A 13,754-nucleotide genomic window follows, 5' to 3' on the forward strand; every position below is an offset into this window, starting at 1 on the left:
TCCTTTTTTAAAATATTAAACACTTATTTAACTTATTTATAAATTAAATTTCAATAAAACTGGAGATTTTATTATGTCAAGCAAATTTAGAAAATATGTTCTTACCTTAGGAACAGGATTAATTTCTTTAACCCCAATGGCAGTCTTAGTGTCATGTGGATCAAACTCAAAACCAGAAACATCACCTGCAGATAAATTTAAACAAGATCATGCAGATGTTTTAGGTAAAACTGAAACAAGCGTTACAGTAGCAGATGAAACTAAAGTAACAGCAGCTTTAACTGCATATAACGCTTTAGCCGCAGATGTTAAAACATCTTTAACAACTCAAAAAACACTTTTAGATAAATTAAAAGCTAAAATTGATACTTTAAAAGCTGACTCAGGCTCAAGCACAACAGCTGTTGATTCTGAAGAAATAAGAGCTCGTAAAGAGGAGCTAAATGTTTATGTTAACTTCGCACCAGAAGATAAACGTGAAGCATTAAAACAAAGTATTACAGCAGGTACAAATGATGAAGCTTTAGATACTGTTGAAGATAATATTAAAGCAGAAATCAACAAAGCCAACCCTGGTTACTTTGAAAGATTAAAAGCATCTACGTCTAAAAATAGATTGTTCCAACAAAATACAAAGAGCGAAATTGTCTTAGCAACAACTTTCTCTGAAACTGGAGCACAATTTAAATCAATTAATACAATTATTAGTGAATACAATAAATTAGTTGATGAAATGACAAAAGTTAAAAACAATGCTTCTTTAACTCAAGATCAAAAAGATGCTGAGTACAAAAAACTTGGTATTTCACCAAAAGCTAAAAAAGTTGTTCAAAAGAACATTGGTTCAGGATACCCTGCGGGAGCTGAAAAAGTTAACTTATCACTTTCATCACGTGATAGAGACAACTTCTTTAATTTAATTTTAAACTATTCTACTGTTGCAGCTAAATTAGCAGCAAAAGAGGGAAATAGTGGAGATATGCTCTTGAGTTTTAACTCATTAGATGAAGGTTTAAACACTGACTTATCTCAATTTGATTCAGGATTTTCAAATGTTAACTCTGAAATCGAAAACGTTACTGCAAAATCAACATATGTATTACCTTTATTAAAATCAACTCAAGTATTATCAATTAATGCTTCAGTCTTAGGATATTTCTTAAGCACTATGAAAGAAGCTGGTGTTACATTTGAAACAAGTGATGAATCAGATAAATTCTTTGAGGATATTATTAAAAAAGGTGAAGGTGATAAAGAAGCTGTTAAAACCTTATGAGGAGAAAAAGTTTCAACTGCAGATACAGTATTACAACCTTATAAAAAAGATGGATTTAAATTATCAAAAAACATCTTTGAATCATATACTAAATTATTAGAATTTGCAACTATTGCGCAAAGTTTATTTGTTAATTCAGCAAAAGGAGTGGATGCTAGTGTCAAAGTATTCGGTGTTGATGATATGACTGGAGTTTATGAACAAGCATTATTCTCAGCTTTAGATGGTGAAAAAGCTAATATGCTACAAACTGTTTCAGTGAGTGGAGGAAGAACTAAAGTTGAGTTTAATGCAATTAAAAACAACAATAGTGCTTCATACATTAAATCACAAGAAATCTTTACTAAATTTAGTGAAGCGATGGAAAAAGGTGCAATTTATGCTTATCCATCAGGACAATATGCATCAAATGATCAAACTAAGCACCAAGTTGCCTTCTCAATTGGTTCAACTGCTGGTTATTCATATAATTTTAAAAAAGCAGGAACTGCAATTACTAATTTAAAACATACTGCCACTGGTTATACAACTGAATTATCGTCAAATACCGCTTTTGAATTTAATGATAAAAATACTAAATACCCTGATGGTATTGCATACTTTTCAAGTTACAAAAACGTAATTTACCCTTCAACTTTACAAGATACTTCAAAAGCTCAGCGTTATGATTATAAAGCTAAAACAGCTAATGATGATACTATAATTAGGGATCTATACGAAAAAGATAAAACAACTTTAAACTTATTCTTCAAAGTTTCTGATACCCAAAGTGGTAAAGTAAAAGATTACACTGATAAATTAAATGAACTTGCATCTTCACAAACTGATAAAGTGAAAAAATACATGATGACCAAACTAGATGGTACTAACACTGAATATGTAGTATATGCATTTTTAGATGTTTTAAATGATAAAAAATTAACACTTAAAGCGAGTCCATCTATTGAAGGACACACTGTTGAATCATTATCAGATACTAATTTATTAAATGAAACTGAACTAGTTTCATTACCAACTCCTTCAAAATGAAATGAAGATAATGCAAAGAAAGTATTATATGTACAAGGTCCAAGCTTAATTGGTATTAAATCAAATGATGAAGATGAAGCAGCTACCAGAGCATTTGTTAAATGGTTAATGACTTCAGCTCAAACAATCGGAACAACTAATAATACTGCTTTAGTTGAATTACAAAAATCAGCTGGATACATTTCTGCTGTTAAAGACTTAGAAAGTAATGCAACAAATGCTTCAAAAATTTATGGTACTAACCAATATCTAAAAATCGCTTACGATGAATTTGTTAAATCTTCTAAAGAAGCAGATTATGTAATTTTTGAAGAACCTGCTGGTTCACAATCTGATGCCTTTAGAAAGAATATTGCAACAGCTTGAGAAACAACTCAATCAACAATTTCAAACAAAGCACAAACTAAGAAAACATTCCAAGATTTCGTTACTGATGTTACAAAAGGAATTGAGGGTTAATTAAAACTTATAAATATAATTTGGTAACAAATTATATTTATTATTACCTTTATAGACTATGAACAAAAAGAGATATAAAGCATTTTTGAGTACATTTGGTACTTTAGGAGTATTAACTATGATACCTTTATCATGTACTGCTAAGGATCCTCAGCCAGTCCCTGCGCCTTTGCCACCAAATAATGAACCAAATCCAGGTAATGGCAACACAGAAAACCCAAGTGTCCAAAAATCAGAAAATGAGCAGCAAATAGGTTCTTTTACCCTTAAATCGGTCATTGAATCAACAAACGATACTTCAAAGCTATCTTTAAACGTTGAAAAAATAAGTTTTAAACGTAACCGCGATGAAAATACTTACGAACTGTGAACATCTGGTACTTTATCTGATTCTACAATTCAAAATGAGTTTAATCAAGTTTTAAATGCTATTAATAAAACAATTAATAGTTATTTAACAGATACATATAAAGCAAAAATTGTAGTGCCTCAAAAACAGGGTAATAAGATTTTTACAAATATTCAAAATATTACAGGTTTTCCTCAAGAAGTTAAACTAAGTATTAATAATCGTGAAATTACCTTAACAAAAACTCAAACTTCTAAAAATATTGAACTAGGCGAATTAGGTGTTAAAGGTAAAACTCGTGATGAGCAAAATGCTGCTGAAAGTATTGGAAATATTAGTGTTGCTTATGCAATTAATTATGAACCTAAAATTGAATCTAGCGCTTTATTAGGACTTGGTGTTTTAGAAGTTAAAATAACTGAGCAAGCTCAATTAAATCCGCTTTTAAACCAACTTAGCATTAACTCTGATGAAAGTAATTTTAAACCAACTGGTATTTCATTTGAATCGGAAACTCCAAAAGGCTTATCATTTAGAGCTAAAGTGGAATCAGTGTCAGATGGAGATACACTTTCAGTTATAGCACTTGAGTCTAAGAATATTCGCGGCGGTGTTATTATTAAAGAAGGTGAATCATATAAAATTCGTCTTTCTGGAATCGATACACCTGAAAAAGGTGTCGGTAGTGGTTCAAACTATGTTTCAGCGGCTCCTTTTGAATATTCATTTGCAATGCATGCAACTAATTTTGCTGAACAAGTTTTAAACAATCCTAAATTCAAAAATGACATCATGGTAGGATTTGTTTCTGGAAAAGATTCATATGATCGGATTACCGCAGATATCTTCTTTGGTCAAAATTACCAATATTCTTACATTACTGAAATAGTACGCTCTGGTCATACCCTGCCTTATAGTAATGATGTATGAGAAAACTACTTGCGTAATAGAGATGCAAGTAGTTATGAATATAATCTTTACCCACAAATTGCACAGGCTTTTGAGGAAGCTATCAAAAATAACAAAGGAATCTTTAACTATTTTGATAATCCCGCCGATGCTTCATTGTTCATTTATTTAATTAAAAATAATAATAGATGACATCCATTTTACTGAGAAAAAAATGGTAATAATGCAATTGTAAAAGATTATGTCACAAAATAAACGAAAGGATTAGAAATGATAATCTTTAAAAAATTATTAAATAAATTTAAAGAAACTGCTGTTAAAGTAGATGAAGAATCATTAACTAAAATTGATAAATATTTTAATGAATTTAATTCTAAAAGCACCGAAGAAGTTCCTGCTATTGAATTAAAAAATTTAAATATCGACTTTGGTGAAACTTTAGCAGTTGATAATGTTAGTTTTCAAATTCCAGAAGGTAAATTAGTTACACTGCTAGGGCCTTCTGGATCAGGAAAAACAACAACTTTAAATGCAATTGCTGGTTTACTAACAGTTACATCTGGAAAAATCCTTTTTAAAGGGAAAGATGTTACTGACTTTACACCACAAAAAAGAAAAATAGGGTTTGTGTTCCAAAACTATGCCCTATATCCACATTTAAGTGTTTATGCCAATATTGCCTTTCCACTTAAAAACGACTTTAACTGGCAGTTCAAAACCTTTTTAAAACGGGAAAAAGCACGCAACGAAATTAGAATCTTATATTTAGAAAAGCTTGGTGCTTCTGAAACAGAAATACAACAATTACGCGATGCTTTTAATAAATGAGAATTAATTTCTGAAGATTTACCATATAAATTAAATAAAGAATATGCTTATTTAGTTGAAGATTATGAAAAAGCACACACTGAATATAAATTAGCTAGTGTACACGAAACTTCAAAAATTTCACTTTTAACTAAAAACGTTTTAAAAACTAACGATAAATTACGTAGAGATTCAAAAGAAAAATTAGAACGTATCACTGAAAAATATAATTCAGATTTTAGTAATAATTTATTGCAACCAAATCTAAAAGAAGCCCAAATTTTAAAAAATGTTGCTCCTGAGTACGTTAAATATCAAACTTTACCTTATGAGCAAATTTTAGATCATACGAATAAATTAAATAATTTTTCAGCTGAATTAATGAGTGTGAATTTAGACGAATTAACCTTAAAAGATCGTAAAGAAGTTGTTAAATTAGAAGAAAAAGTTTTAAAACTTTTAACTCGCTATAAATTTATTCAAAAACAAAAAGAAATTGTTGACGAATATGCAATTGTCAAAAAACAAAAACAAGAAGCATATTTAAAAGCTAAAAATGAATTTAAACAAACTTTAAAAACTAATGCACAATATTTAGAACTTAAAAAAGATGCCTTAAACTTACCAGTAGTTGCTAAAAAACATTTTTATGAATTAGTTGCAGCATTTGAAACTAAATATGATCTTAAAAATAAATTAGCAAAAGATCGTAAAGGAGAAGGGCCATCAATTTTAAATGATGAAGAAAAACAAACTTTAAAACAACTTGCTAAAAATGATATTCCACTTAAAAAAGCAATTCACAATGAAGTTATGGAAGTTGCTAACCGAGTTGAAATTGTTAAAATCTTACAAAAGAAACCAACCAGGTTATCTGGAGGGCAACAACAACGTGTATCAATTGCTCGGGCAATTGTTAAAAAACCAGAAATTTTACTAATGGATGAGCCTTTATCAAACTTAGATGCAAAACTTCGTATTTCGACTCGTCAATGAATTAGAGAAATTCAACAATCTCTAGGTATTACTACTGTATTTGTTACCCATGACCAAGAAGAAGCAATGTCAATTTCAGATATTATTGTATGTATGTCAACTGCAAAAGTACAACAATTAGGTTCACCACTTGAACTTTACAATAAACCTAAAAACCAGTTTGTGGCACGTTTCTTAGGAATGCCTGAAATGGGGCTTTTACCTTCTGAACTTAAGGACGGCAAGTTATTTGTTGCTGGTAAAGAATTTGCAGGAATTAGTTTACCAGATAAAAGCAACGTATCTTTAAATGTTGGTGTACGTAGCGAAGACTATATTATTAAAAAAGCTCACGAGGATTATATGTTTAAAGGCGAAGTTGTTGTGCAAGAAAACTTTGGAAAAGAAAGTAAACTTGTCGTTAATATTAAAGATGTTGGCCGCATTAATTTCTTATTAGATAACTCAGAAAATTATGCAATTGGTGATGTGATTTACTTTGATTTACCAATGAATAAATTACATATCTTTGATGCTGCTTCTGAAGAAAGAGTTGCATATGAATACTCTCAACAATAAACTACATTTATTTATTTCAAGAAATTTACCTTTTTTACTTAATTGGTCCTTAAAGGCTCAAGCGAGAAAAAAAGCCGCATTATCACATTCTATTTTAGACCGTAGAACACCGTTGTGACTGCCATTATTATTCTTATTACCTGGTTTTGCATTAATTATGATGTTCACCGTTGTTCCGCTTATTTTAAACCTTAAAGTATCATTATTTAATTCTGATGGTGAACTTACTTTGAGAAACTATGTTAACACCTTCACAGATCCACGTTTTGCAGTAGGGGTTAGAAACTCATTTATTTATGGACTAGCTGTTTTACCTTTTGTAATGGCAATATCACTAACAATTTCTAGTGTTATTGCTAAATTACATCGTAAATGAGCTAAAGGATTTTGGCAAACCGTCTTTTTCTTGCCATATATAACTAATGCCGTAGCTGTTTCAACTGCATTTATCCAACTTTTTAGTTCTAATGGTCTTTTAAACCTGGTTTTAGGTTCAAAAACCCCATGGCTAGAAACAGCTGATCAATTTACCTTTAATGCTTTATTAGCGATGTTTATTAATGGTATTTGAAGTGGACTAGCATTTAATATCTTAATTTTCACAACCGCGATGCTAGGTGTTGATAAAAACCTTTATAAATCAGCATCAATAGATGGCTGTGGTGAAGTAAAACAATTTTTCAAAATCACCTTGCCGTCTATTAAAGGAACAATTAATTTCCTAATTACCTTAGGAATTATTGGTGGGTTAAAAGTATTCCCATTAGCATTATTTAGTAATAAACCAGAAAATGCCTTTGCATATGGTGGTGGTACCTTAATGCTATATGTATACTTAGTAACAAAAAATGGTAATTTTGCTCTTGCAGGTGCTTCAGCTATTTCACTATTCATAATTGGAGTCAGTTATTCATCTGTAATTCGTGGTGGTTTCTTTATGGTGCAATTAACCTTAAATAATTTAGGAGAAAGAAATGTTTGAGTTAAAGTTAAAGCTACAAAAACTATTAATAGCTAAAAAGCTTAGAAAAAATCAAGAAATTGTTTCTTCTCAAGTACTTGAAAAAAATCTAGTTAATGTTGCAATCAGTGTTTTATTAAAACTGTTGTTACTATCTTTCTTTGGGTTAGTAATTATCTTCCCATTTATCTTTATGATTAATATTTCCTTAATGGCTGATGATGAAGCTGAAGGGTTAAAAAGCACTTTTAAATTTGCATCAGACTTTACTTTAGGAAGAACTTACTTCATTCAATCTGATCCAAATGCAAGCGGAGGTTTTGAAATCAGGCCTTGATCAGAAGTTGTGCAAAATACTTATGATCGTGCAATTAGTTCGGGATATTGGCAATCATTAATGGTTACTTCTGTCAATGTTTTACTATCAGTATTCTTTAAAATCTTTACAACATTCTTAATGGGGTATGCCTTTTCATTAAGAAATTGACGTTTTAAAGGTATGATTTGGTTCTTTGCTTTAGCTCTTCTAGTTTTACCTGAAGTAGCCTTATTATCAGGACAATATACAGTTGTAGTTCAAACAAACCTTCGTTCATCATTATTTACAATTTTATTAGCAATGGTATTACCATTTTCTGCAAGTATTTTTAATACTGTTATGTACAAAAATGCTTTTGAAGCAATACCTGCACGTATTAAAGAAGTTTCATTAGTTGATGGAGCTGGAGGATTGAAATACTTATTTAAAGTTGCTTTTCCAATGGTTGTGCCAACAACTTTAACCATTGTTATTTTAACTTCTTTAGCTTCATGAAACTCATATTTATGACCTTCTATTGTTAATAGTGATAATAAAGATTGACAATTGATCTCAATTTGATTATTTAAAGCTGGTTTAGATGAAAGAGATTCTTCTTCCGGAGCTAACGTACAGCTTAATATTAGAATGGCAGCAGCTATTATTGTTATCTTACCAATGTTTGTAGTTTACTTATTATTTAGAAAAAGAATTATGAATGCAATTAGTAGACAAGGTTCTACAATTAAAGGATAAATATGCAAGGATACAAAAGAAAAGTTATTACATGGTCAATAGTTACAGTTTTAGCATTTATTGCAATCATTGCATTAGCAATCTTTTTAGCAAGTTTAAGCAATGTGCTTGAATTACATGAAACAGTAACCCTTGATCAAAAAATTATCGATACATATAATTTTGCTCGTTCATACACTATAGGAGGTTTGGCATTTGCATGCATTATTTTCCTAATGGGACTTGTAATTTCATATGCTGGGATTAAGTCTTGAAAATATGTTGAAATGTTTAGTTAATTATCATGAAATTCAATAAGAAATTTAAATTTATTTTTTCTAGCACCTTATTAAGTTCATTAATTCCGTTGACTGCCGTATCTTGTTTATATGACGATGATAATACCGTTATTTTTGCCAAAACTTTTGCTAGGGATAATGGATTCTTAGATAAAACTCGCGTTGCAGATCCAAACAATAAAACCTTAGCCAAATTTGAAGAAAGCCTTTATAAAGCTAATTACTTAACCTATAATTTTTCAAGTATTAATTTAAGATTTAAACAAACAAGGTGAGAAGTTAATAATAATCATTTACAAACTAAAGTTAATAATTTAATTATTCTAAATGGCAAAACCGCTGCTAAAAACGTAACTAAATATGATCAATTAAAAGCCATAATTACCCAAACAGAACAAAATTACAAAACTTACTTAGCAAATAATTCTGATAAAACTGAAGAAAATACTAAAGATATTCAAATTTTACTTAATCAAAATAAATTAGTTTTAAACAGCTTTGACGAAAGATTTGAAGCATTAACTAATTTAATTAATGAATATTATAATGTTAATAATGGAACTCGTTCTTTAAGTGAGATACTTAAAGTTGATCATGCTGGCGGAGTTGAAACACCAGCAACAAAAAATGAGCAAGCTATTAAAAGTAGTTTATCATCAATTTTATCAGCCACACTTTATAATATTCCACTTGGCGATTTTGATCAAGTCATTACATATCAAGATGTTGAAAAGGTTTTAGAAAATTATGTGAGTGATACACCATGAGCAGTATATTACTACTGGTTTAAACATGAACAAAATGCTAGCTCCAAATCTAGTTTTAATCCAGCGCCGAATATGTTACGTTATGATAATGTTTCATTAAACTATATTGTTGAATTTTCTCCAGCAATTATTAACAACGGACTTTCTACTCCTATATTCCAAAAAGTATGGGAAAAAGTTAACAATGTTCATGGTAAACAAGCTAAGAAAACAGAAGCAATAAAAGTCGTTAAAACTATTTGAGATGAATTTTGAAATGTTTCAAGTTCTTATGCTGTTAAAGCCGATTTAATTGAAAGTTCAAGCCAAGGAATGGGTTCTGGGTTTGGTCCAATTCATTTAGCAAAAGGGCTTAATCCATCAACGGGCAAAGAAGATGATGCATATAAAATCTTTGCAGAACCTTTAGACGATACTGATGCTTCACAATTCTTGCTTAATCCAACAGAATTTGTTAATGATAACCTTGATAAAATCTTTTTAGCAGAAAAAGAACATAATCTTAAAATTGAAATAGATCTTAAAGAAGAAAATATTAAATCATTAGAAGCTCAAATTGAAAAATCTAGTGATACAGCACAAAATAACCAATGGCGCAACGATATTCGTAGGGAACAAAGAGATATAAATCGTTTAAAGCCACAAGTAACAGAAGCTGAAAACTTTAGAGTCAATTTAGCAAGTTTATTAAGTGATCTTAAAGCAAATCCAAACGATGAAACCTTAAAAACACAAATTGAAGAACTTAAAAAACCTTTCGCTAACGATATTGAATTAGTAATGTCAAGATTAAATACAGGTATAAAAAATTCAGCAACCTCACATTTTGGATTAGCCGAATTATTTAGTAATTTATTATTCTTAAATGGTGTTTATAAAGTTCAAGCAATAAAAGGATATAAAACTAGCGACCCTGCAAGTATTTCAAAAAATAATGCTAGTTACTGAATTGAATTTGAAGATCGTGGCAAATGATATATCTTAGATATTTTTTCACTATTAATGGATCAACAAAAAGATCGTAACACACTATTAGATGTAAATTCATACATACGTGACAATGCTACCGGATACATTATTGACGAACACTTTGTTAATAATGCACATATTAAACCTTAAAAAATAAAACATAACTATTAAAAATAGTTATGTTTTTAGACAAGTTAGTAAAAATATAGTAAAATTAAAAGGTATGAAAATAAAACGTAGGTTTACATTATTATTTAGTTGTTTATTATTATTTAGCCCTTTTTCTTTAACAATTGCCTGCACCTCCCAGTCTCGAGCTGAATCAACCATCAATGAATTGAATGACTATCTTAAAAAAGTTGAAAGCCAAAATAATCCGAGATATCAATATTATTTACCCATTTTAAAATATAAAGTAAGTTCTTTAAATGGATTTTTAGAAACTCAAAGATCACATGCATATTATTTTAGTGAAGCACAATGAAATAACTTAAATGCTCAAATAAAAGCAAACCGCACATTTTATAATCAAATTCAAGAAACTTTGGATAAAATTCCTGAAAATGAGATTAATGATCTAAATAAAGGCATAAAATCTGAACAATTATTAGATTTATACTATATTATGCATGGCTTAAGTGAGGCGGAATTTTCGTCCTTTAAAGAATTAGTGAAACAACATGGTATTTTAAACTGATGATTAAAATATGCAAAGTCTAAAATAATTAGTGATTATTTAGAAACTGTGCCTTTAGCAGTTGATAAATTAGGTAGTTCAGAGGTTTATAAATATTTTGAAACTACACAAAAGATTTATTCTTCGTATCATAGCTTTGGATTAGAAGAGCCGACTAAAGAACTTAGGCAAATCGAAAAGTTTGTTAGCGATTATGAAAAATTAGCAAAACAACGTTTGAAATCTTTAACAAATGTTAATTCTAATGAATATAACACTGTTTTAAAAGATTTTGACAATTTAATTAATACACTTAATGAATGAGATGTTTATTTTAATAATGAATATAATAAATATTTAAATTTAATCAACCTAGTTAAAAGAAGTTATTTTGAAACATTAACGATTAATCCAATTTTAAAAAGTGAAATTTATGAAACCTTAATCAAAAGATTAGAAAACCAAATTCCAGTAATAATTACTTGAATGGATCAATTAACTAAGTATAATCTTAACCATAATTCATATAATCAAACAACTTTTAAAGGCTCATTTAAAAATCTTTTAAAAGAAGTAGAATTTAATAATTTAACTTCTGAACAAAACACAAAAGAAGCAAATTATCAAAAAATGTATCAAACACTTAATGATATAGTGAATGTTAAAGACAATTTAGAGATATATAAAACGCAAATTAATGAATATATAAAAAGTAGTAAGGAACAATAGTGAAATTAGGAAACACACAACTTGTAATAGATGCAATTGAAAAATATGATAATATAATTATTTTTCACCATATTAATCCCGACGGTGACTGTTTAGGTTCGCAAGCAGGGCTTGCGGAATTAATTAAAACAAATTATCTAGACAAAAAAGTTTATAAGGTAGGTGATAATAAAAATAACCTTTCATTTATGAATTTTGAATTTGATAATTTTAATAAAATTGATTTTAATAATTCTTTAGCAATTGTTGTTGATTCTTCAAGTGGAGATCGTATCGAACATGCTGAACTTTTATATCAAAAAAGAACCACTGCACGTTTAAGAATTGACCACCACCCCAATGAAGCTGATATTGATTATGAATATAACTATGTTGATGAACATTTTGTGGCAGCAGCTGAAATGATTGCACAAATTGCATATGATGCAAAATGAAAAGTTACCCAAAAAACTTCTGAATATATTTATCTAGGAATTAACACAGATTCAATCAGATTTTTAAATCCAGATACGAGCAAAAGGACTTATCAATTAGTAGCATTTTTAATGGAAAATGGATTTCATCCCACTAAAATTTTAAGTAATTTATATAAACGTAGTTTGGCAGAAATAAAAATTGCAGGGCATATTTTATCTAATTTTAGAAAAATTGGGCGAGTTCTATATTTTTATGCTGATAATCAATTTCTAGAACAATACTCACTAACTCCATATCAAGCCTCACAATTTGTAAATGTTTTATCAAATATTGAAGATAATAATTGTTGAGCTTTATTTATTTTACAAGAAGATGGAACTATAAGAGCAAGAATTCGATCAAACGGACCATCAATGATTCCGGTAGCTAAATCTTATGGAGGCGGAGGTCATGTTGACCGCGGAGGCTTCATATTACAAAATACCAGTCAAATCACTAATGTTATTAACACATTAAACCAAGTAATACAAGATTGAGAAGGAGAAACCAAATAATGAAAATAGGAAATACAAAAGTTGCCATTGATGCAATTGAAAAATATGATAATATAATTATTTTTCACCATATTCGCCCTGATGGCGATTGTTTAGGTTCACAAGCGGGACTTGCTGAATTAATTAAAACAAATTACCCAAATAAAAAAGTTTACACAATAGGTGACAATAAACATAATTTTGATTTTATGAATTATCACTATGACCTACTTGATTCTCTTGATTTTAACAATTCTTTAGCAATTGTTGTTGATGCTTCAAGTGGAGATCGTATCGAACATGCAGAACTTTTATATCAAAAAAGAACCACAGCACGTTTAAGAATTGACCACCATCCCAATGAAGCTGATATTGATTATGAATATAACTATGTTGATGAACATTTTGTTGCTGCTGCTGAAATGATTGCACAAATTGCATATGATGCAAAATGAAAAGTAACCCAAAAAGCTTCAGGGCATATTTATCTAGGAATTAACACTGATTCAGGACGCTTTTTATACCCAGATACAAGTGCTCGAACTTATCAACTAGTTGCTTTTTTAATGGAAAATGGTTTTCATCCAAATGAAATTTTACATAACTTATACAAACGCAATTTATTAGATATTAAAATTTCCGGTGAAATGCTTTCTAACTTTAAGCAAGAGGGACGTGTATTGTATTACGAAATGAGACAAGATTTTTTAGATAAATATCAAATTGATTCATTAAAAGCAGCATTATATGTCAATGAATTAGCAAACATTGAAGATAATTCATGTTGAGCTTTATTTATCCAAATGGAAAATGGACAAATTAGAGGTCGTTTAAGATCTAATGGACCACTAGTTAATGAGGTGGCTTCTCATTTTAATGGTGGTGGTCATGATAATGCAGCTGGTATTACATTAAGTAGTTTTGATCAAGTTCCTGAAGTATTAAAATTACTTAATGAAGCTATTATAAAATGGGAAGGTAAATAAT

10 protein-coding genes are annotated in these 13,754 nt (G+C 29.4%); all 10 read left to right on the plus strand.

The window, feature by feature from the left end; all coding sequences use genetic code 4:
* The first annotated feature begins 73 nt into the window (after positions 1 to 73).
* The 10 genes from AC0B4K_RS01820 to AC0B4K_RS01865 all read left to right on the plus strand — a co-directional run bounded on the left by AC0B4K_RS01820 (position 74) and on the right by AC0B4K_RS01865 (position 13,753).
* Positions 74 to 2,764: a P68 family surface lipoprotein gene (locus tag AC0B4K_RS01820; protein ID WP_465103569.1), complete on the plus strand. Its 2,691-nt coding sequence runs from the start codon at positions 74 to 76 to the stop codon at positions 2,762 to 2,764.
* Positions 2,765 to 2,822: 58 nt separating this feature from the next.
* On the plus strand, positions 2,823 to 4,277 hold the full coding sequence (locus AC0B4K_RS01825; protein WP_465103570.1) for a thermonuclease family protein: 1,455 nt from the start codon (positions 2,823 to 2,825) through the stop codon (positions 4,275 to 4,277).
* A gap of 15 nt (positions 4,278 to 4,292) precedes the next feature.
* The gene (locus AC0B4K_RS01830) at positions 4,293 to 6,383 is read left to right on the plus strand and encodes an ATP-binding cassette domain-containing protein (protein WP_465103571.1); all 2,091 of its coding nucleotides are present in this window, start codon (positions 4,293 to 4,295) and stop codon (positions 6,381 to 6,383) included.
* Positions 6,364 to 7,401: a carbohydrate ABC transporter permease gene (locus tag AC0B4K_RS01835; protein WP_465103572.1), complete on the plus strand. Its 1,038-nt coding sequence runs from the start codon at positions 6,364 to 6,366 to the stop codon at positions 7,399 to 7,401. Before AC0B4K_RS01830 ends, AC0B4K_RS01835 begins: the two co-directional genes overlap by 20 nt.
* On the plus strand, positions 7,358 to 8,398 hold the full coding sequence (locus tag AC0B4K_RS01840; RefSeq protein WP_465101438.1) for a carbohydrate ABC transporter permease: 1,041 nt from the start codon (positions 7,358 to 7,360) through the stop codon (positions 8,396 to 8,398). Before AC0B4K_RS01835 ends, AC0B4K_RS01840 begins: the two co-directional genes overlap by 44 nt.
* Before the next feature lie 2 nt (positions 8,399 to 8,400).
* Positions 8,401 to 8,676, plus strand: coding sequence for a hypothetical protein (locus tag AC0B4K_RS01845; protein WP_465101439.1), 276 nt, complete (start codon positions 8,401 to 8,403; stop codon positions 8,674 to 8,676).
* A 5-nt stretch (positions 8,677 to 8,681) separates the two neighbouring features.
* Entirely contained in the window at positions 8,682 to 10,562 is a 1,881-nt protein-coding gene (locus AC0B4K_RS01850; protein ID WP_465103573.1) for a hypothetical protein, read from the plus strand.
* Positions 10,563 to 10,635: 73 nt separating this feature from the next.
* The gene (locus tag AC0B4K_RS01855) at positions 10,636 to 11,817 is read left to right on the plus strand and encodes a hypothetical protein (protein ID WP_465103574.1); all 1,182 of its coding nucleotides are present in this window, start codon (positions 10,636 to 10,638) and stop codon (positions 11,815 to 11,817) included.
* A complete protein-coding gene (locus AC0B4K_RS01860) occupies positions 11,817 to 12,788 on the plus strand; it encodes a DHH family phosphoesterase (RefSeq protein WP_465103575.1) in 972 nt (323 codons plus the stop codon). The genes AC0B4K_RS01855 and AC0B4K_RS01860 overlap by 1 nt, the downstream gene beginning before the upstream one ends.
* Positions 12,788 to 13,753, plus strand: coding sequence for a DHH family phosphoesterase (locus tag AC0B4K_RS01865; RefSeq protein WP_465103576.1), 966 nt, complete (start codon positions 12,788 to 12,790; stop codon positions 13,751 to 13,753). The genes AC0B4K_RS01860 and AC0B4K_RS01865 overlap by 1 nt, the downstream gene beginning before the upstream one ends.
* Position 13,754: the final 1 nt, after the last annotated feature.

This window comes from Mycoplasma sp. 11548 (assembly GCF_055523555.1).